Annotated in this window: 17 protein-coding genes; 3 read left to right on the top strand and 14 right to left on the bottom strand. The window is 67.0% G+C overall.

Annotated elements, in window-relative coordinates; translation table 11 throughout:
* Window position 1 precedes the first annotated feature (1 nt).
* The 4 genes from ACIBCN_RS00465 to ACIBCN_RS00450 form a co-directional block, all read right to left on the bottom strand.
* Window positions 2-139 carry a class I SAM-dependent methyltransferase gene (locus ACIBCN_RS00465; RefSeq protein ID WP_396989307.1) on the bottom strand — a complete coding sequence of 46 codons (138 nt, stop codon included), beginning with the start codon at window positions 137-139 and terminating at the stop codon, window positions 2-4.
* A gap of 282 nt (window positions 140-421) precedes the next feature.
* Complete coding sequence (locus ACIBCN_RS00460; RefSeq protein WP_396989306.1) at window positions 422-1,216, bottom strand: HAD family hydrolase; 795 nt, start codon at window positions 1,214-1,216, stop codon at window positions 422-424.
* Between the two features lie 192 nt (window positions 1,217-1,408).
* Entirely contained in the window at window positions 1,409-2,041 is a 633-nt protein-coding gene (locus ACIBCN_RS00455; RefSeq protein WP_396989305.1) for a chloramphenicol phosphotransferase CPT family protein, read from the bottom strand.
* Between the two features lie 69 nt (window positions 2,042-2,110).
* Window positions 2,111-4,048, bottom strand: coding sequence for an Hsp70 family protein (locus ACIBCN_RS00450; protein ID WP_396990146.1), 1,938 nt, complete (start codon window positions 4,046-4,048; stop codon window positions 2,111-2,113).
* A gap of 574 nt (window positions 4,049-4,622) precedes the next feature.
* Between ACIBCN_RS00450 and ACIBCN_RS00445 the strand changes: the two genes are divergently transcribed.
* Window positions 4,623-5,384, top strand: coding sequence for an SDR family NAD(P)-dependent oxidoreductase (locus ACIBCN_RS00445; protein WP_396989304.1), 762 nt, complete (start codon window positions 4,623-4,625; stop codon window positions 5,382-5,384).
* Between the two features lie 254 nt (window positions 5,385-5,638).
* On the opposite strand, the gene ACIBCN_RS00440 is transcribed toward ACIBCN_RS00445, so the two are convergent.
* From ACIBCN_RS00440 to ACIBCN_RS00405, 8 genes are all read right to left on the bottom strand, one after another.
* A complete protein-coding gene (locus ACIBCN_RS00440) occupies window positions 5,639-7,222 on the bottom strand; it encodes an FAD-dependent oxidoreductase (RefSeq protein WP_396989303.1) in 1,584 nt (527 codons plus the stop codon).
* A gap of 1 nt (window position 7,223) precedes the next feature.
* Complete coding sequence (locus tag ACIBCN_RS00435; protein WP_396989302.1) at window positions 7,224-8,228, bottom strand: diiron oxygenase; 1,005 nt, start codon at window positions 8,226-8,228, stop codon at window positions 7,224-7,226.
* 241 nt (window positions 8,229-8,469) lie between these two features.
* Window positions 8,470-9,681 carry an Hsp70 family protein gene (locus ACIBCN_RS00430; RefSeq protein ID WP_396989301.1) on the bottom strand — a complete coding sequence of 404 codons (1,212 nt, stop codon included), beginning with the start codon at window positions 9,679-9,681 and terminating at the stop codon, window positions 8,470-8,472.
* A gap of 820 nt (window positions 9,682-10,501) precedes the next feature.
* Window positions 10,502-11,497, bottom strand: coding sequence for a sulfate/molybdate ABC transporter ATP-binding protein (locus tag ACIBCN_RS00425; RefSeq protein WP_396989300.1), 996 nt, complete (start codon window positions 11,495-11,497; stop codon window positions 10,502-10,504).
* Entirely contained in the window at window positions 11,494-12,300 is an 807-nt protein-coding gene (gene cysW / locus ACIBCN_RS00420; RefSeq protein WP_396989299.1) for a sulfate ABC transporter permease subunit CysW, read from the bottom strand. Before cysW ends, ACIBCN_RS00425 begins: the two co-directional genes overlap by 4 nt.
* Window positions 12,297-13,145: a sulfate ABC transporter permease subunit CysT gene (cysT, locus tag ACIBCN_RS00415; RefSeq protein ID WP_396990144.1), complete on the bottom strand. Its 849-nt coding sequence runs from the start codon at window positions 13,143-13,145 to the stop codon at window positions 12,297-12,299. Before cysT ends, cysW begins: the two co-directional genes overlap by 4 nt.
* A gap of 61 nt (window positions 13,146-13,206) precedes the next feature.
* Window positions 13,207-14,256, bottom strand: a complete 1,050-nt coding sequence (locus ACIBCN_RS00410; protein WP_396989298.1) for a sulfate ABC transporter substrate-binding protein — start codon at window positions 14,254-14,256, stop codon at window positions 13,207-13,209.
* 202 nt (window positions 14,257-14,458) lie between these two features.
* Window positions 14,459-14,548, bottom strand: a complete 90-nt coding sequence (locus ACIBCN_RS00405; protein ID WP_317983926.1) for an Ms4533A family Cys-rich leader peptide — start codon at window positions 14,546-14,548, stop codon at window positions 14,459-14,461.
* A gap of 71 nt (window positions 14,549-14,619) precedes the next feature.
* Between ACIBCN_RS00405 and ACIBCN_RS00400 the strand changes: the two genes are divergently transcribed.
* Window positions 14,620-15,675, top strand: a complete 1,056-nt coding sequence (locus tag ACIBCN_RS00400; protein ID WP_396989297.1) for a M48 family metallopeptidase — start codon at window positions 14,620-14,622, stop codon at window positions 15,673-15,675.
* A 73-nt stretch (window positions 15,676-15,748) separates the two neighbouring features.
* Here the strand turns inward: ACIBCN_RS00400 and ACIBCN_RS00395 are convergent, their stop codons facing one another.
* Window positions 15,749-16,015, bottom strand: a complete 267-nt coding sequence (locus ACIBCN_RS00395) for a hypothetical protein (RefSeq protein ID WP_396989295.1) — start codon at window positions 16,013-16,015, stop codon at window positions 15,749-15,751.
* A gap of 127 nt (window positions 16,016-16,142) precedes the next feature.
* On the opposite strand from ACIBCN_RS00395, the gene ACIBCN_RS00390 reads away from it, so the two are divergent.
* A complete protein-coding gene (locus tag ACIBCN_RS00390; protein WP_396989294.1) occupies window positions 16,143-18,140 on the top strand; it encodes a glycoside hydrolase family 15 protein in 1,998 nt (665 codons plus the stop codon).
* Window positions 18,141-18,152: 12 nt separating this feature from the next.
* Here the strand turns inward: ACIBCN_RS00390 and ACIBCN_RS00385 are convergent, their stop codons facing one another.
* Window positions 18,153-19,952 (bottom strand): dynamin family protein, encoded by a 1,800-nt coding sequence (locus ACIBCN_RS00385; protein ID WP_396989293.1) that lies wholly within the window; start codon window positions 19,950-19,952, stop codon window positions 18,153-18,155.
* Window positions 19,953-19,991: the final 39 nt, after the last annotated feature.

Here is a 19,991-nt window from a genome sequence, read left to right as displayed (position 1 = left end):
ACTACTTCACACAGGTGAACTGCATGACGTCGATGTGTCCTGCCCGGAAGTGCTGGGCGCATCCCGTCAGATACCTCATATACGTCTGATAAGTGTCCGGACCGCACAGGGCTTCCGCCTCGGCACGTCGCTCAGCCAAGGCGGCCGCAGGCGCCGTGATGTCACGCAGCGGCGATGCTTTGGCCAGGCGACGGTCCTGACATCAGTTACGAACATCAGTGTTCACAATAGTGTAGCGGCGTCGCTCGCCGACAGGGGGCGGGCCTGATCGCGGTCGAAAGCGTTACGGCGGAGCCCTTCCAGTCCGGACGGAAACCCAGCACAGGCATTGCGACGGTCAGGAGACGGAAGCAGCCATTCGGCGTGGCCACACTCCGCGATCAGAGCGGAGCCTGGGCTCCGACACGTTGACACGCTCCGGTCAGGGACGGAACCAGCGCTCCAGCACGGTGGCGACGCCGTCTTCCAGGACATCGCCGGTTACCTCGTCGGCCAGGTCTCTGACCTCGGCGGGCGCATTGGCCATGGCCACGGAATGTGCTGCCCAGCGCAACATTTCGCGGTCGTTGTAGCCGTCGCCGATGGCCAGGGTGGCGGCGCGTGGCACGCCGAGGGACTGGCGGAGGCGTTCGAGGGCCCAGCCTTTGGAGACGCCTTGGCGGGAGACGGTGAGCCACGGGCCGAATTCACCATGCACCCAGCTGGCGCCCGGGACTTGGAGCTCCCGCAGCAGGCTCAGCATTTCCTCCAGCGAACCCTCGGGCCACCAGCCGTTGAGCCGCGGGGTCGGCTCGCTGCTCAAGGCGGCGTGGTCGACGAGCAGGTATTCGCCGAGCGAGAACCCGCCCGGGCTGACGCCGGTGGCCCAGTAACCGACGCCGACCTTCTCCACGGCGAAGACCATCTCGGGGATCAGTGCCCGCAACGCGACGACCGCGGGCGCTGGATCGAACTCCTGCACCGTCAGCGGTTGCCCCTTGGCGACGTCGACGTGCACCGCCCCGTTCGAGCACAGCGCATGCCCCTCGATCAGGCCGAGCTCGGCCAACACCGGACGGGTGACCAGAACAGTCCGCCCCGTCGTCACCACCACATGCGCACCGGCCGCGACGGCCGCACGCACAGCGGCAACCACGCGCTCGCTGACCGGACTACCGGTGTCGAGCAACGTTCCGTCCACATCCAGCGCTATCAGCCGGGGTCCCCCAGTTGCCACCAGCCCATTGTGCCCCGCCAGCAACGCACCCGTCCGCCGATCAACCGCACCGAGACCGCCACTCGCGTCCGATGATTCGGCCTGGCCACCAAGTACGAAGCGCCGACCGCGGCGGCAAGCAAGCACCAAAGGACCGCCGAATCCGCACCCACTCTCGGGATCCGCACTCGCTCTAGGGCCCTATTGTCGGCCCTATAGTCGGTGCGGATCCCGAGAAGAAGTGCGGATTTCGCGGGGACGGGGGTGCTGGAGTACGACTCTGGCCAGTTCGGGTGGGGAGCCTGTGGTGGTGTCGATGGTCAGGTCGTAGGTGGCGCCGTGGTCGTGGACGGAGTGGAAGTGGCCGCGGGCCAAGCCGATTTCGTTGCCGCGGGCCAGTTCTCGCTGCTCGGCTACGGCCAGTGGGCAGGTGACTGCCACCAGTTGGACGTTCAGGCCCGCGAGGACGGTCTGCCACATCGGGAGTAGATCCGGCGTCAGCAGCATCTCGTCGATGACCAGATGATCGCCGCCGTGCGCGAACGCCGCGGCGGCCGTGCAAGCCGATTGCAGCATCCGGCGCCCCACCGCGCCGTAGCGGACAACCAGTAGCGGGTGGCCGTCGTCGTCGCGGCTGGTGCGGTCGTACCAGAACCCCGCGCGACTGAGCGGACCATCTCGTCCCCCACCCCAGTTCGGCGGCACCAGACCGAAGAGGGTGTCGATGCCCCAGTAGACGAACGGCACGTCACTCTCGTCCTGAATGCTGCGAGCCAAGGTCGTCTTACCCGCACTCGATGTCCCGTTGAGGAAAATGACTCGGCCAGGGCGATCGGCGCTCCGCATCCGACCACAGTATCGAGTGGACGCCGGACAACCCATGCAGCAGACGCAGCCTCGGGTGCGGCGGCCGGGCTAGTGGGCGCCTGCACCGCCTGTGGAACCGCCGGACGAACCGCCAGAGGAGGCGCCGCCGGAGGTCGAGCCACCCGACGTGGAGCCACCGGAGGTGGAGCCGCCGGTGGACGCGCCCGAGGTGCTGCCGCCGGTGGAGGTGCCGCCGGTCGAGGCGTTTCCGGAAGTGCTTCCGCCCGAAGAGGTTCCGGCCGAGGTCGAGCCGCCGGACGAGGTGCCGCTGGATGACGAGGTGTCAGCGGAACCGCCGGTGGTGCCGCTGGATGTGGAGCCGCCGGTTGAGGTGTTGCCGGAGGGGGTTTCGCTGGACCCGCCGGCGGATGCACCCGTCGTCCCGCCGGACGATGTACTGCCCGACGTGGATCCACCTGTGGACTCGGAAGCTGTTGTGCCGGTTGTGGTACCGGTGCCGGAGGTGGTTCCGGTGGCCGGGGTGTCGACTACGCCGCCGGTGGCCGGAATACTTGCGGCGGGCACGGTGGCTGCCGGATCCGGTATTGCGGGAGCCGAATTGACTGGGGGCGCAGCAGGTATAGAACCGGGGGCGGTGGCTACGGGGCCGCCGGCGATGGGGACCGCCGCAGGTGCGCCTGGGGCAGGCTGCCCTGGTTGCGGGACGAGTTGGCCGAAGGGCAGGGGGTTGATGAAGTACGCGGGGTCGGCGTAGGTGCCGCCGTGCGATGTGGTGGCGCCTGGCATTCGGGGTTCGGTGTGGGAGCCGAGGCGGGATTCGGCGACGCTGGGGCCGAGCTTGGTCGTGTGGGACGCGGGGGTGATGAACAGGCCGTAGGCCGAGGGCCTCGGCATGGCCGCGCTGGCGGCGAGGGTTCGCGAGGTTGTCCAGCCGGCCGGTGTCGCCACCCAGGCGTCTCGATGACTGGCCAGGTCGGCGCTGGAGTCGTAGAGCAGGGTGTCGGTGGTGGGCGCGTCGAGACCGGGGAAATGTTCGAGCACCGGTGACGCACTGGGGGCCGACGGGCTGCCGAAGACCGTCACCGCAGACATGGCGACCGCGGAAACGACGGCGGCGCTGGAGAATACGGCAACGCGTGGCGCGTGCTGCTTGCCGCCGGACACGGCGAGCGCCATGGTGCGCGCGGCCATGAGGGCGGCGCCCGCGGCGACGGTCTGGCCCGGGTCGGCCGAGACCACCAGGGGGCGGCCGAGTTCGGCGAGGGTGCGGGCGACTTCGGCGGGCCGGGAAGCGCCGCCTATCACCAGGATCCGGCTGATGTCGGACAGCGTGAGGTCGGCCGAGCGGACGGCGGCGCGCACTACCTCGAGGGTGTCGTGCACGTGCGAGGTGCGCAGGCTGTCGATGTCGACCATCGACAGCGTCGAGGTCGGCATGGTTGCGCCGGGCTTGGCGTCGTGGGCGTAGCGCGCGATCATCGCGCCGAGTGGCCTGCCGCCGAAGTCGTAGGAGCGCATGGGTTTTCCGACCATCGGGTGGTTGTCCCAGTCGGGACCGACGCGCACGACGGTGACGTCGAGGCTGGTCCCGCCGAGGTCGTAGACGAGTACGAAGCCGGGCTCCAGCGGACCGTGTTCGTGCTCGAGCCATTCCGCCGCGGCGACCGGTTCCGGCACCAGCGCAACATCACTCGCGCCGGACAGGTCGAGCGCCTGCCGCAGCAGCGTCACCTCTTTGTCGGAATACGTTGCGGGATAGGTGGCTACGGCACCCGACTGGTCGGCCGCCGCCTCGGCGTCGCGCAGCCCGTTCACCACCGCGGCGACCAGGTTGGCAGGCGACCAGATGCGCCCGCCGACGATCATCGGCTCCGGATCGCGGCTCAGGTCGGCGAAATCCGTTACGGCCATGCTGAATTGCGGGATGCCACCGATGCGTAGTCCACCCGCGCTGTCGAACGTCACCGCGGTGCGTCGACTGCGCACGACGGGCCGGGTTCGTACACCGGCCGCCGAGGCAGTCATAGAGTTCACTGCGCCGATGCTGAAACCCAGACCTGTGGTCATATGCTATCCCGTCAACGTACCGAGACCACGTCCATCACACAGAGATCCATGTGGCCGCGGTCGTCTTCCAAACAGCCAGCACAGATTAGCTGTTCGGCTCGCTGGAAGGATGTGGAATAGACATGAACGGCAAGAGAATGGCGTGAAACGTTTAGCTCGGCACGGCAATGATCCGGATCACCTGGGACTATGCTCCCACGTCAGAATTGTTCAGCCCTCTCGACAGCCGCCGATTCGGTAGCACCACACCCGATCCGGTTACCACGCAGCGATCCGGACAATGCTCCGATAAACGATCAACACCCCGAATTCCCCAGAGAATTACGCGTCACATAAAGACACTGACTGGTCGGTAACTAAATCATAGCCAGCAGTGCAGATTTCATCACATCGCCAATGAACCCGCTAGATACATGACGCATCAACTCCAAGTCCGCTTCCCGCCAGCACAGCCAACCCGCTCCGGCTTGACTTGGTTCTGCGACCGCACCACCGAGGTGAGATCGCAAGAACGAGAAGGGAAATAGAGACCATGGCGACACGGTTCGCGGAAAAGGTCGTGCTGATCACAGGCGCCAGCTCGGGCGTCGGCAAGGCGGTGGCGCTGCGAGTGGCGAGCGAAGGAGCCGCCGTGGTGCTCGGCGCACGCGGCAAGGACGCGGGCGAGCAGGTCGCGGCCGAGATCCGGGCGGCAGGCGGACGGGCGCTGTTCGTGCCGACCGACGTGACAGTGGAAGAGGACGTGGCCCGCCTCACCCAGGCCGCGCTCACCGAATACGGGCGACTCGACGCCGCCTTCAACAACGCGGGCGCCGTCAACGCCTTCGGCCCGATCGGCGAGATCGACGAGGCGGGCTGGCGGGCCGACCTGGAACTCAACCTGACGAGCGTGTTCTACGGCCTGCGCCACCAGGTGCCCGCGATGGTCGCCAACGGCGGCGGCGCGATCCTCAACAACGCCTCGAACCTCGGGATGGTCGGGATGGGCTCGGTCGCGCCGTACGTGGCAGCCAAGCACGGCGTTGTCGGCCTGACCAGGGCGGTCGCGCTGGAGTCCGCCAAGCAGGGCGTCCGGGTGAACGCGATCGTCTCCGGCGCGATCGACACCCCGGCGTTCCGCAACTCGATGGGCGCGACGCCCGAGGGCGAAGCCGCCATCGCCGCCCTGCACCCGCTGGGCCGGATCAGCCAGCCCGAGGAAACCGCCTCATTCTGCGCCTACCTGCTCAGCGACGAAGCCAGCTTCGTCACGGGCGCCGCCCTCGCGATCGACGGCGGTTTCACCGCGCAGTAAGGCCGAAAAAGAAAGCTCGGACGGGTCGCCGCGCGCGACCCGTCCGAACACTACTCAGCCGCGCACATATCAGTACGCCGCGCGCGAACCAGTCAGCAATTACGGGCGCGGCGGCACGAAACGTGCGCGGTAGGTGAGTGTGCAGCCCGGTGCGGTCACGCCCTCATCGCGCGGCCGGGCGGGGCACCATCGACGGCGACGTTGGCGTCGATGGTGGCGGCCTCGCAGGACTACGTAGTCCCGCGAGGAGATCGTCAGGAGCGGGTCAGGAGGCGACGGACCGGGCTGCGGCGCTTGGTAGCACCCGCGGTCCGGACCTCGGGCTGGCGCTGGTGGATCAGGCGGTCGAATTCCGTTGCGGTGCCGGCAGGTTCGGGAAGGCGGCCAGCGTTGTAGTCGTCGGCCAGCTGCCGCACCGTCTGCTGGGCGCAGGACTTGTTGGTGCCGATGAAGCCGGTCGGGCCGCGCTTGATCCAACCGGTGACATAGGTGCCGGGAAGGACGGCGCCGTTGACGCGTTCGAGGACGCGGCCATCCTGGTTCGGGATCACACTCGCCGCGGCGTCGAATGGCAGGCCGGGGATCGCGACGCCACGGTAGCCGACCGAGGTGAGCACGAGGCCCGCGTCGAGGCGTTCGGTAGCGCCGGTGGCGACCGCGCGAGTGCGGCCGTCCGGGTCGGTGACGAGCTCGTTGCGGCTCACCTCGATGCCGGCCACTCGATCGGTGCCGAGGATCTCGGTAGGAGAAGCCAAGTAGCGGAACACAACCCGCTTGCGTTCACCGAACGGCCGATTACGCACGGTGTGCAGCAACCGCAGCTTCTGCTCGACCTGATACGGCAGGCCATCGGTCACCTCGGGCAGCTCACCCTCGACCATGATGTCCACGTCGGCACCGAGCAGACCAACGAATTCCGGCACGGTGAAAGCGGATTCGAGCGGACCGCGACGGCCGAGGATGACGACCTCCTCGATCTTGCTCTCCCGCAAGGCCCGTAGCGCGTACGGGGCGATGTCGGTGCCCGCCAGCGATTCCGGGTCGCTGGTCAGGATGCGCGCGACATCGAGGGCGACGTTGCCGTTGCCGACGATGACGGCCCGCTGCTGCGACAGGTCGAAGACGCGGTCCACGTGATCGGGATGCCCGTTGTACCAGGCGACGAAGTCGGTGGCGGAGATATTGCCGGTGAGTCCCTCACCGGGGATGTCGAGCTTGCGGTCGGCCGACGCACCGACGGCGTAGATCACCGCGTGGAAGTGATCGAGCAGCTCCTCGTGCGAAACATGTCCGCCTACTTCGACATTCAGGTACGAGCCGAAGCCGTGCTGGGCCGAGATGATGTCGAACAGCTCGCTGACCTTGCGGGTCTTGTCGTGGTCCGGCGCGACACCGTGCCGGGCCAGACCGTACGGCACCGGCAGCCGATCGAACACGGTGACCGACACGCCGGGCTGGGTCAGCAGCTCGTCGGCCGCGTACATCGCCGACGGGCCCGACCCGACGATCGCCACCCGCATCGGCTGGCGCTCGGTGCGAATCTCGGCCGCGGGCACCGGCTTTGCCAGCAGCGGCCGCGGCCGGGCCTGCCGGTAGAAGTCGGCGTTGATCTCGATGAACGGCTGCTGCTCGGCGGTCAGCTTCTTCGACGACACGATCGCGTCGACCGGGCATGCGGTGGCGCAGGCGCCGCAGTCGACGCACGCTTGCGGGTCGACGTACAGCATGTCCGCGGTCAGGAAGTCGGGCTCATCCGGCGTGGGATGGATGCAGTTGACCGGGCAGGCGTACACGCAAGACGCGTCGCTGCAACAGGATTGGGTGACGAGATAGGGCACGTCAGCCGGCCTTGGCCGCGCGCAACGGCTCCGAACGGTAGCGGGTGGTGTGGCCGTCGATCTTGAGCAGCTTCCAGACGGCCTTGGAGACCGGGTTCATCAGGCCGATGTCCTTGGCCAGCGTGCGCACGTCGCCGAAGAAGTCGCTGAACTCCTGCTTGGATTCCTTCGACCCGTAGAACAGTTCCTTGCGGACGTAGTCCGGGATGTCGAATTCGCGCCAGAAGGACCGCGGCGGGGTGAAGATCGAGCGGCCCAGGATGTACATGACGATCGGCATCGCGATGGACAGCACGAACTTGCTGCCCGGCTTCGCCTCCGGCACATGTGTTTTCAGGAATTCGTGGGCGAAGGAGATGTGCCGCGCCTCTTCGGCCACGTGAATGGCCATCACGCCGCGCATGATCGGGTGCACGTCCTCGCCGGAACGCAGGATCGCCTTCTGGATGTGGTCGATCGGCTCCTCGCCGGCCAGCACCGCCATGAAGAACAGGTTCGGGAAGAGCGCGGCCACGGGGGCGCCGAGGTACTTGAACTTGCGGACGAGCGGGCCCATGCCCGGTACATCCTCACCGATCCGGTTCACCATCTCCTGGAACATCAGGGTGTGGTTGTGCTCCTCGATCATCTCGTGGGAGCAGTAGCGGAATTCGGGAGAACCGTTGGGCAGGCCGAAGTTGTGCGTGACCATGCCGCTGATCAGGATCGTCTCGAACTGCAGGCCCACCTTGGCGACGTTGGCCTGGCGGTACTTGCCGATCGCGATCTTGCGCTCGTCGGTCTGCGCGAGATACCACGGGTGGCGACCGAGCGGATCGGCCGAGACCGGGAGGATCCACCGTTCCGGCCCCGCCTCGGGGGCGAAGTCGGGGTTGTCCCAGTCGATGTCCTCGAACGGGTCGAAGTGCTTGTTGACCGAACCTTCGGAGAGCAGCAGCAGCTTCGAGGCGTACTCCTGCGCCTTCTCCAGATCGGTATCGATCGGGGGCGTCACGGCTGTAGACATCGTCGTCGCTGCCTCTCCTAGTAGGACGTTTATCTGTATCCAATAGTTACACCTATGGGCAGACACGTCAAGACACGAAGACAGCAACTGGACGGTTGATCACGGGAAACCCGAGCGAGAGGCCGCCGCCACCAGTCCCCCGTCGTCGGGGTAACACGGTGGCCGCGGCCCCACTCGACGCAGCTGACGGTCAGGGGATCCGGCGGCGGCCGCCCTCGTCACTACCGCCACCGGATCGCCCCTAACGCAGCCCGAGCTGCGCCAATCCCACGACCACGCCGTCCGCGGGCAGCGCGAGCGCCATGCCGACACCGGCGACGGACAGCCCGGCGGCCAGCGCCACCCTGGTCAGCCGCTGCTTGGTCCGCTGCGACAGCACCATCGCCCTGGTGGCCGCGCGGCGGTGCGTGCCGGGACGGCGCTTGCCGTGGTGTTTGCCCGCCAACTCCTCGGCGGCGACGGCGGCCCTGCGGCCGATGATCGCCGCCCCGTCGGCGATGGTTCGCTCCGGATCGGGCGGCGTGATCACCGGCCTGGCCAGCTCGCCCGCCAGCACCTGGGCCACCTCGACCGGCCGCGCCGCGCCGCCGACCACGACGACACAGTCCACGTCGGCCATGGTGACGTCCGCGGCGCGCAGGCATCGGTAGACGAGCTCCAAGGAGGCCCGCACGTGTTTGGTGCGTAACTCGTCCGCGGTGGTGCCGGTGACCGAACCGGATAGCGAGGCGGACGGCAGTCCGTGCCCGGCGCGCGAGGCGACCAGCGCGCCGAAGGCCCGGCCGCCGTATTCGGCGGAGTGCATCGGCTGGCCGACGATCGGGTTGTTCGGGCAACCCGCGCCGACGCGGACCAGCGTGACGTCGAGACTCGCGCCACCTAGGTCATAGACGAGCGCGAGACCGGGCATGAGCGGGCCGCGGTCGGCTTCCAGCCAAGTGGCCGCCGCGATGGGTTCGGCGACCAGCTCGACATTGTCCAGGCCGATGGCGTCGAGCGAGGCCCGCAAGTCGCCGATGTGCGTCTCGGTGTAGCGCGCCGGGTAGGTCAGCGCGATGCCGACGTCGCTGCTGTGCGCGTCGTATTGCGGATGGTCGAGCAGTGTCTCGGTGATCAGGCTCTCGGCGACCACCGCCACCAGGTCCGCGGGCGAAAGAGCACGGTGACCGACCCGCGCCGACATGATCGAACGTTGCGTGAGATCGGCGAATTCGATAATCGCGCGCCCGTGCCGCGGAATCATCCCGACCCGGGCCAAACCAGTACTGTCGAAGGTGAGTGTTGTTCGGCGCGTGATGGTTTGGGAGCGCTGCGCCCAGCGGCGACCGGGCGGCGCCGCCGGGGACGGCGGCTGGCGAAGCCAGCGGGGCGGGTGGGCGCCGTCCGAACCCTCCTCCGCGAGAGCGGAAACCGTGTTCACCGTGCCGATGCTCAAACCGAGACCAACCGCCATCGCAATCCTCTGATCGCCGAGCCGATTTGCTTCGAACTCTCTCCACGCAACCACTCCGCGACCTGCCTGCCAACCACCGGACACCCTGTTGTCCGCAGCCCGCCTGTTTTGGCACAGGTTGCATAGCACAAGCATCCATCCTGGTCACCTGCCCTGGACGGCGGCGAATGCGACGACGACCGGATCCCACTGCGACACGCCGATATTCGACGGTGTCCCATCGGTGTTGCCGGAAGCTCCGAACAACCGCCCGGACATCAGGCACCACGTGCGAATACACGTTCTCACATGCTGTGATAGCCCCTAACAATCCCCCGAACGCCTGACACGCGACCGCCGGAAGCGGATACTGTCCGGGACCGCGGGGCGAGTCGACGACACACCGCACTGCCGACACCTTGGACGGCCGGCCCGATCGGACACCAGCGCAACTTCGTACCCACTGCCGTGGCGCCGCACGCCCGCGAGAACCGACGGATTTCCTTGTGCCAGCACAAGATCAGCAACGTCTCAGCAGCCGATGATCTACCGGACCGGATCCGCCCGAATCCATGCCGCCTGACTGGTGGCCTCCCGCAAGATCCACAACGCCGTCCGCGGACTGCTCCCGCGCGTAGCGGGGCGGGGTTCTGCGCCGATCACCAGAACGGTCGATCCCGACGGTCGGTGAACGAAAGAGCAAGGCGTTCAGGAACTTTGGTCCACATACCGGCCATCCGTTCCGGCGCAACCGCTTTCGAACCGCAGGAGCAAACGGTGGCGCCGAAACCTACTGGTTTCGACTCCAGCAGTGAAGAATTGCCACCTTTCGCACCATCGATCAGTGCGCGGGCAACTCCGGGATCCGGGTGGCCCGCGCATACACCGTTTCACCGTCGGACAGTCGCAAGGCCGCCGCGTCACCGCGAGTCACCTGAGCGGCGAACAGATCGCCGGTGGCCGCGTTGCGCAGCTCGACCCGCACCTCGAAGCCGAGGTGCACGACCCGTTCGACGGTCGCCCGGGTGACACCGGCCGAATCGGCGGTGCCCTCGTGCTCGGCCAGCGCCATGCTCGGCTCCCGGCCGACCCGGATGTCGTGCGGACGCACCAGATGTCCGTTGAGCCGCGCCACGGCGCCGAGGAAGGACATGACGAACTCGTTGGCCGGCCGGTCGTACACGTCCTCCGGCGTGCCGATCTGCTCGATCCGCCCCTTGTTCATCACCGCGATCCGGTCGGCCACGTCCAGCGCCTCCTCCTGGTCGTGGGTGACCAGCACGGTGGTCACGTGCACCTCCTCGTGCAACCTGCGCAACCAGGTGCGCAGATCGGCGCGGACCTTGGCGTCCAGCGCGCCGAACGGCTCGTCGAGCAGCAACACCTGCGGATCGACGGCGAGCGCGCGGGCCAGCGCCATCCGCTGCCGCTGACCACCGGACAGCTGGGCCGGGTAGCGATGCTGGAAGCCGTCGAGCCCGACGATGCCGAGCAGTTCGTCGACCCGCTTGGCGATCTCGTTCTTGGGACGCTTGCGGATCTTCAAGCCGAACGCCACATTGTCGCGCACGGTCATGTGCTTGAACGCGGCGTAATGCTGGAACACGAACCCGATGTCGCGCTTCTGCGGCGGCACCCTGGTCACGTCGTTTCCGGCGATCAGCACGATGCCGGAGTCGAGCGATTCGAGCCCGGCGATCGAGCGCAGCAGCGTCGACTTGCCCGAACCCGAGGGCCCGAGCAGCGCGGTCAGTTCGCCGGACGGGATATCGATGGTGACGTCGTCGAGCGCGGCGAACGAACCGTAGTTCTTCTTCGCGTTGGTCACGGTGATCATTTAGTGCCCCGTTTGCGTTCGAGGAGGGTCATCAACAGAAGTGTCACGAGGGCAAGGCCCATCAGCAGGGTCGCGGCGGAGTAGGCGCCGAAGGTGTTGTGGTCGTTGATGTATCGGCCGTGCACCAGCAGCGTCAAGGTCTGCGACTTGCCTGGCTGCGCGGAGGACACCATGATCACCGCGCCGAATTCGCCGAGTGCGCGCGCCACGGTGAGCACCACGCCGTAAGTGAGGCCCCAGCGGATGGCGGGCAAGGTAATCCGCCAGAACGTCTGCCAGCGGGTGGCGCCGAGGGTGGCGGCGGCCTGTTCCTGCTCGTCGCCGATCTCGTGCAGCACCGGCTCGACCTCGCGCACCACGAACGGCAACGTGACGAAGATGGTGGCGAGCACCATGCCGGGCAGGCCGAAGATCACCTTGAAGCCGAGGCCTTCCAGGCCGCCGAACCACCCGTGCGCCCCCCACAGCAGGATCAGCGCCACACCGACCACCACCGGCGAGACCGCGAACGGCAGGTCGACGATGCCCTGAACGAGCGTGCGGCCCGGGAACTTACCGCGCACCAGCGCCAGCGCGGTGAAGATGCCGAAGATGACGTTCAACGGAACCACGATCGCCACGATGATCATCGACAACTGAAACGCCGAGACCGCCGCGGGCGTGGTGATCGAATCGATGAACGCGCCGATACCCTTTTCGAAGGTCCGCAGCAGAATGATGATCAGCGGCGAGACCAGCAGCACGAACAGGTACCCGAGCGCGACGACGCGCAGCGAAATGCGGGTAGGCCAAGAAAGATTCATCGGGATTCCTGTTCCTTGCGCACGCTGCGCTCGGCAAGCAGTCGCAAGATGAGCAGCGACGCGAACGAGATAACCAGCAGCGCAACCGAAACCGCCGCAGCGTTGATCGGCCGATCGATCTCGATCTGCTTCTGGATGTACTGCGAGGCCATTTCGGTCTTGCGCGGAATCGCGCCGCCGATCAGCACCACCGAACCGTATTCGCCGATGGCGCGGGCGAAAGCCAGCCCGCCGCCGGAGATGATCGCGGGGCCGAGCGTGGGTAATACGATGCGGCGGAAGGTGGTCCAGTTGTCCGCGCCGAGCGAGAGCGCCGCCTGCTCGACCTCGCGATCCGCCTCGATGAGCACCGGCTGCACCGAGCGAACCACGAACGGCAGCGTGACGAACGCCAGCGCGACGATCAGACCGGGCTGAGTCGCGTTGAGGTGGATATCAATCGGGCTCTGCGGGCCGTAAAGCGACAGCAGCACAATGCTGGCCACGATCGTCGGCAGCGCGAACGGCAGATCGATCAGCGCGTTGACGATGCCCTTGCCGGGAAAATCGTCACGCACCAGCACCCAGGCGATGAGCGTGCCCATCACCACATTGACCACCGCGACCACGATCGAGACGAGCACGGTGATCCGCAGCGAGTCCACCGCGGCGGGCGCGCTGATCGCCGCCCAGAAGCCGGACCAGCCCTCGTCGAAGGAGGTGACGGTGAGCGCGGCCAGCGGGAGCAGCACGATGATGCTGAGCCACAGCACCGCCGTGGCGATGCCGAGCGGACCCACCGAGCCGGTCACCCGCAGCCACGACCAATTGAACCGCTCTGCGGCGGGGGAACCGCCGGGAGTCATCTTGCTCCCGGCGGTGCTGCTGTCAGTCACAGTCGTCCAGTATCCCGTGCGCCGAACCCGGTTACTTGGTCGCCTTGTCGTAGATCACCGCGACGGTGCCGGTGTTCGGGGTGAACAGCTCCTTGTCCACGGCCTTCCAGCCGCCCAGGTCGGCGATGGTCCACAACTTCTGCGGGGTCGGGAAGTCCTTGGCGAAGTCGGCGGCCACCGCCGGATCGACCGGACGGAAACCGGCTGCCGCCCAAGCCTTCTGGCCCTCGGTGGTGTAGAGGAAGTCGCGGAAGGCGACGGCCTTCTCCTGGTTCTTGCTGTTCTTGAGCACCGCGACCGGGTTCTCGATCTTGAAGGTGGTCGGCGGGATGAAGTGCTCGACCTTGTCGCCGTTCCGCTCGGAGAAGATGGCCTCGTTCTCGTAGCTGAGCAGCACGTCACCGGTGCCCTGCAAGAAGGTCTCGGTGGCCTCGCGGCCCGACTTCGGCTGCACCTTCACGTGATCCTTGGACACGAGCTGGCTCAGGTAGTCCAGGCCCCCCTGCGGGTTCTTGCCGCCGTCGGACTTGGCCGCGTACGGGGCGAGCAGGTTCCACTTGGCCGAGCCGGAGCTGAACGGGTTCGGGGTGACCACCTCGACGCCGGGCTTCAGCAGGTCGTCCCAGTCTTTGATGCCCTTCGGGTTGCCCTTGCGGACCACGATCGCGACGACCGAGCCGAACGGAATTCCCTTGGTGGCGTCGGCATTCCAGTTCGCGTCGACCAGGCCCGCGTCGACCAGGCGGGTGACGTCGGGCTCGACCGAGAAGTTCACGATGTCGGCCTCGGCGCCGTCCTTGACCTTGCGGGATTGATCGCCCGAGGCACCGTAGGAGCCGTTGACGACGACGTTCTTGCCCTTGTCGGTCTTGTTGAACTCGGGCACCACCTTGTCGAAGCCGGGCTTCGGGACGGCGTAGCCATAGAGGTTCAGCGTGCCGCCGCTGCCGTCGGCGCCACCACCCCCGACGGTGTCACTGGCTCCGCCACCGCAGGCGGTGAGGGCGACCGCCGCGAACGCGGTGAGGGCGGCGACGACCGCGGTACGACGGCGCTTGGAGAGCCAAGATTTGCTGGACATCGGGTGGACCTTTCCTACGGACCGCCGGCTCGAGACCTCGAGCGGCAAAGAAAATGCTGTTGGATCGGTAGACCGGCCGCCGCATCGATGCGAGCGGTGGCGTGGCTGTCGGCCGGGTAGGCCGTCGAGGTTCGGGGACGCCTGCGAAAAGGTTGCACGCCAGTCTACGAGGGAGGAACGCGCAAACGTGCCCGGTAGCCGATCAGCGACAGAGAATGTCGGCGACCGCGAGATTGCCGACCGCGATCAACGCCAGTTCATGGCGGACCCGCGGGACACAACTCGAAGACACGGGCAGACTGTAGCAGAGGCCACGGCCCGAGTTCGAATCACAGAGTTCCAGGAAGAGGGGGGTTTCATCCCATGACTAACAGCCCGGATCGGGTACGTACGAGGTTCCCAGGCATCAGCACTCGCGCGTGGGAGCACCCCGCCGACCGCACCGCGTTGGTCGCGCTGCGGACACTATCCGGATTCGACGCGATCCTGCGCACTTTGTCTGGTTTGCTGCAAGAACGCCAGCATCGACTTCTGTACCTCGCGACGGCCGTTCGGGTCGATGAACGACAGTTCCGTTCGCTGCATCAATTGCGCGAAGACTGCGTCGCGGTGCTCGACGCCCGCACCACGCCGGAGATCTTCGTGCTGCAGAGCCCGCACGTGAATGCCTTCACCATCGGCATGGACCAGCCGTTCATCGTGCTGACCACCGGTTTGATCGATCTGATGGATACCGAGGAGTTGCGTTTCATCGTCGGTCACGAGCTCGGCCACGCGCTGTCCGGGCACGCGGTGTACCGCACCATGCTCATGCATTTGCTGCGCATCTCCGCGAGCATCGGCTGGATGCCGGTGGGCGGCTGGGCTTTACGCGCGATCGTCGCCGCGCTGATGGAATGGAGCCGCAAATCCGAGCTGTCCGGCGACCGGGCCGGGCTGCTCTGTGTCCAGGATGTCGACGCCTCGGTGCGGGTGCATATGAAGACCGCGGGCGGCACCTGGATCAAGGAAATGAACCACGGCGCGTTCCTGGCCCAGGCCGACGACTACGAACGCTCCGGCGATCTGCGCGACGGCGTGCTGAAGCTGCTCAACCTGGAATTGCAGAGCCACCCGTTCTCCGTGCTGCGCGCCGCCGAGCTACGCCGCTGGATCCAGAGCGGCGCCTACGACCGCGTGCTGGCCGGCGACTACCCGCGGCGCGACCAGGACAAGAACACCAGCATCTCCGAGGAGATCAAGGAAGCAGCCCGCACCTACCGCAACAACTTCGACCAGTCCGAGGACCCGCTCATCCGCACCGTGCGCAACCTCGGCCGCGACGTCGGCGCCGCGGTCAACACGGTCGGCCAGGAAGTCGGCGACACCGTCTCCAAGATCGGCAAGCGGTTCAACGACTGGCGGGCCGGGGAGAACTAGCGGGTGACGAGCCAGGCGACCACGACGAGAACGAGCAGGGCGATCAAAGCCAGCTGGACGCGCGAACGGGGCATCAGTGGGCGCCGCTCTGCACGGTCGGGCGGGCATCGCCGGTAGCGAGATCGGCGGGCACGGTGTCGGGCACGGTGGGTAGCGCCTCCTCGACGCCGTGCTTGCGGTCGAGCACCCGCAGCAGGGCGCGCAGCGTCCGGTCGAGCAGGTAGGCGATGGCGAAGCTGACCGGGACCATGCCTACCAGCACGACGAGGAACTGCGGGATGAACGGGAGTCCCGCGACCCACAGCTCGAAGCTGTCCCACCAACCTGCGATCTGATGCACCAGCCCAGCCTAGTGCGTCCACCTGAGAGCTCGGCAAGGTCAATATTCGGTCACGGACGCGCCGAGGGAGCGGACGCGACAATAGACACAGTGGACGTGAGGCCGCGGTGGGCCCGAAGATGTGGGGATGGCGTCCCCCGAGTCCTCCGACGATCTCACCGTCGACGAGCCGTATGACCTGCCGGTGCTCAGCCACCTGACCGAATCGAAGCGGCGCGGCGCCTTCCCGCCGATCGACGACTATGCCTTTCTGTCCGACTGCGAAACCAGCTGCCTGATCGCCAGCAACGGATCCGTCGAGTGGATGTGCGTGCCCCGCCCGGACTCCGCGAGCGTCTTCGGCGCGATGCTGGACCGTAGCGCGGGTCACTTCCGGCTCGGCCCGTACGGCGTCAACGTGCCGAGCGCGCGCCGCTACCTGCCCGGCGGAATGATCCTGGAGACCACCTGGCAGACCGAGACCGGCTGGCTGATCGTGCGCGACGCGCTCGTGCTCGGCCCGTGGCACAACAACGACCAGCGCTCCAAGACACACCGCCGCACCCCGATGGACTGGGATGCCGAACACATGCTGCTGCGCACGGTGAAGTGCGTGAACGGCACCGTCGAGCTCGAAATGAGCTGCGAGCCTTCCTTCGACTACCACCGCGCGGTGAGCCGCTGGGAGTACACCGGCAAGGTCTACGAGGAGGCGACCGCGGTCCGCACCGATGACCCGAGCGCGGGCCCGAGCCTCATGCTGACCACCGACCTGCGGCTCGGACTCGAGGGCCGGGAGGCGCGCGCCCACACCAGGATGTCGGAGGGTGACGAGAAGTTCATCGCCCTGACGTGGTCGGAATTGCCCGCGCCCAAGTCCTATACGGATGCGGCGCAGAAGATGTGGCAGACCACGGAGAGCTGGCGGCAGTGGATCACCCAGGGCAACTTCCCGGATCACCCGTGGCGCAACTACTTACAGCGCAGCGCGCTGACCCTCAAGGGCCTCACCTACGCGCCGACCGGTGCGCTACTCGCCGCTGCCACCACTTCCCTTCCGGAAACCCCTGGTGGTCAACGTAATTGGGACTATCGCTACACCTGGGTGCGCGACTCCAGCTTCGCGCTGTGGGGCCTGTACACGCTCGGACTCAACCGTGAGGCCGACGACTTCTTCGCCTTCCTGCGCGACGCCACCACCGGTGCGAACGGCGATGCCGTTCCGCTGCAAGTCCTTTACGGCATCGGCGGCGAACGCGAGATCACCGAGCAGACCCTCGACCATCTCAGCGGCTACGACCGATCGCGGCCGGTGCGCATCGGCAACGCCGCCTACAACCAGGACCAGCACGACATCTGGGGCACCATGCTCGATGCGGTGTACCTGCACGTGAAGTCGCGCCAGCAGGTGCCGGAAACGTTGTGGCCGTTGCTGGAACGGCAGGTTCACGCGGCCATCTCGCACTGGCACGAGCCCGACCGCGGCATCTGGGAAGTACGCGGCGAGCCACAGCATTTCACCTCGTCCAAGGTGATGTGCTGGGTCGCGCTCGACCGCGGCGCGAAACTCGCCGAACTGCACGGCCAATACGAGAGCGCCACCCAGTGGTACACCATCGCCGATGAGATCAAGGCCGACATCCTCGAGCACGGGGTGAACGCCAACGGCGTGCTCACCCAGACCTACGGCGGCGACACCCTGGACGCCTCACTGCTTTTGGCGGTGCTGACCCGCTTCCTGCCGCCGGACGACCACCGGATCCGGGCCACCGTGCTGTCCATCGCGGACCGGCTCACCGAGAACGGCCTGGTGCTGCGCTACCGCACCGACACCACCGACGACGGATTGACCGGCGAGGAAGGGGCTTTCACCATCTGCTCGTTCTGGCTGGTGTCCGCGCTGGTGGAGATCGGTGAGCTGCAGCGCGCGAGGCACCTGTGCGAGCGACTGCTCGGCTTCGCCAGCCCGCTGCGTCTCTATGCCGAGGAGATCGACCCGCGCAGCGGCCGCCACCTCGGCAACTTCCCGCAGGCCTTCACCCACCTGGCCCTGATCAACGCGGTCACCCACGTGATCAGAGCCGAAGACAACCGGCAAGCGGGCGGCTTCCAACCCGCCCACACCCCCGCGAACAACCCTGGGTAGCAGGGCTTTTCGTCAGACGGTCAGACTGTCGGCCTGCTCGCGCAGGCCGCGCAGTTTGCCGAGTTGTCCGTCGACATCCTTGATCCGGTCGCCGCTGTGATCGCCGTATTTCTGGTAGGCCGATTCGGCCAGGCGCAGTGCTTCGTCCGCCTGCTTGGCATTGTCGCCGGCGATCTCGGTGAAATGATCGCGCAGCACTCGCTGCATGGCGCGCAACCGATTTCGGGATTCCTTGCTCACCTGGAAGATGACGTCGTCCATCAGACGGGCCACCGCGACCTTCGCCTCGGCGCGGCGACGCGCCTTGAGGTTCTTGCGTTCGTCCCACAGGGCGTTGACGCCCAGCAGCACACCGGCGCCGATCGAGTACCAGTTCACCAGCGACATCTTGAGGATGCTCGTGACAAGACCGACCATCAGGATGCCGCCGTAGGAGCCGCGCAGCGCGGACAGGAACTGTTGTCCCACACGCGCTTTCGCGCTCTCCAGCGGTTCGAGCGACTGCACCGCCTCGAGCACCTCGCCCGGGTTCTCCAGCCGCATGTTGGGCAGCGGCGCGGCCCGGTTGTCGGCCAGGAACTTCGACGCCACCTGTTCGGACAGCTCGACCGAACGGTAGTGCGCCATCACGAAGTTCTCCTCGACCGCCTCACAGATCCGCGCGTCGAGGTCGGTGCCGAATTCCTTCCAGCGCCGCGCCGGATCGTGCTGCATGATCTCGGCCTCGGCGTCGCGCACCAGGCTGCGCAGCCGGTGCCGCAGGTCGTGTTCGATGTCGGCCATCAGTTCGGTGCTGCCGTCGACCAGCGTGACCTGCCAGTTCGACGTGCGCTGGCGCTGCTGGTCCGCGTCGTCGCGCGCCCGGACCAGCTTGTCGGTGATCTCGGCACGCATCCGCGGATCACGCAGCGACTCGACCTCGTTGCGCAACGTCAACCCGAGGTGGTCGCTGACCAGCCGGATATCCTGCACCGCCGCTTCCAGCGCGACACTGTCCGCGCGGGCGACCACGTAGTCGCGCAGGTGGTCGATCAGTTGTGGCACACCGGATTCGATGTCGCGCTGGTAGTTGCCGGACAGTCCGGCCTGCCGATGCAGTTCCGCGGACACCGGCGCCACCGCGAAGCCGAGTCCGGCCGCGTCGAGCAGTTCCCGGTTGCGCTGCTGGGTGTGCGACCAGTGGGAGAACTGGTCGATCTTGTTCAGCACGCAGATGACGGTGGGGCAGATCTGCTGGATGCGCTGCAGGTAGGCGATCTGGTCGACGGTGAGTTCGGTGGCCGCGTTGGTGACGTAGAGCACCGCGTCGGCGGCGGCGACCATCGACCAGGTGGTGTTGTCGGTGCCGCGCGCGCCCGGCGCGTCCATCACCACGACCCCGTCGGCCAGCAGCGAACTCGGCTGGGTGAACTCGGCCCGGATCACGCCGAAGCCGGAGATGGCAGGCCCGGGATCGAGCGGATCCACCGACTGCCGTTCGGTCCGGCCGTCGACCGAACGCACCAGTGTGGCAGTCGGTTCCGGTCCGTACTCGACGATGACGGGCACGCTCAGGTCGCTGTCGGTCGCGCTGACCGACGCGCCGACCAGGCTGTTCACCAGCGTGCTCATGCCGTTCTTCGGCTCACCGACGACAACGAGGCGAACCCTCGGGTCACCGACCCTGGCCCGGACCATACTCAGGCGGCTGCCCAGATCGTCGCGGCCCGCGAATCGGGTCATCTCCCGCAGTTCGTCCAGAATCCGGATCAGCGGCGCCATCGCGTCCGGATGTTTCACCGTCGCGGCCTTCAGCCCGGCTGCGGCAGACAACCTGCCTCCTTACATGTGTTTGCTATCGATCGACATGGA

It is taken from the genome of Nocardia sp. NPDC051052, from assembly GCF_044456045.1.
Taxonomy (GTDB): Bacteria; Actinomycetota; Actinomycetes; order Mycobacteriales; family Mycobacteriaceae; genus Nocardia.
Note: the sequence above shows the minus strand (reverse complement) of the source record. Positions and strands in the feature narration are given on the sequence as shown.

What these genes read in the sequence shown, in the direction of transcription:
- ACIBCN_RS00445 (WP_396989304.1), top strand. Translation starts at nt 4,623, where the DNA reads ATGGCGACACGGTTCGCGGAAAAGGTCGTGCTGATCACAGGCGCCAGC.
- ACIBCN_RS00435 (WP_396989302.1), bottom strand. Translation starts at nt 8,228, where the DNA reads ATGTCTACAGCCGTGACGCCCCCGATCGATACCGATCTGGAGAAGGCG.
- ACIBCN_RS00455 (WP_396989305.1), bottom strand. Translation starts at nt 2,041, where the DNA reads ATGCGGAGCGCCGATCGCCCTGGCCGAGTCATTTTCCTCAACGGGACA.
- ACIBCN_RS00390 (WP_396989294.1), top strand. Translation starts at nt 16,143, where the DNA reads ATGGCGTCCCCCGAGTCCTCCGACGATCTCACCGTCGACGAGCCGTAT.
- cysT (WP_396990144.1), bottom strand. Translation starts at nt 13,145, where the DNA reads ATGACTCCCGGCGGTTCCCCCGCCGCAGAGCGGTTCAATTGGTCGTGG.
- cysW (WP_396989299.1), bottom strand. Translation starts at nt 12,300, where the DNA reads ATGAATCTTTCTTGGCCTACCCGCATTTCGCTGCGCGTCGTCGCGCTC.
- ACIBCN_RS00430 (WP_396989301.1), bottom strand. Translation starts at nt 9,681, where the DNA reads ATGGCGGTTGGTCTCGGTTTGAGCATCGGCACGGTGAACACGGTTTCC.
- ACIBCN_RS00450 (WP_396990146.1), bottom strand. Translation starts at nt 4,048, where the DNA reads ATGACTGCCTCGGCGGCCGGTGTACGAACCCGGCCCGTCGTGCGCAGT.
- ACIBCN_RS00425 (WP_396989300.1), bottom strand. Translation starts at nt 11,497, where the DNA reads ATGATCACCGTGACCAACGCGAAGAAGAACTACGGTTCGTTCGCCGCG.
- ACIBCN_RS00410 (WP_396989298.1), bottom strand. Translation starts at nt 14,256, where the DNA reads ATGTCCAGCAAATCTTGGCTCTCCAAGCGCCGTCGTACCGCGGTCGTC.
- ACIBCN_RS00400 (WP_396989297.1), top strand. Translation starts at nt 14,620, where the DNA reads ATGACTAACAGCCCGGATCGGGTACGTACGAGGTTCCCAGGCATCAGC.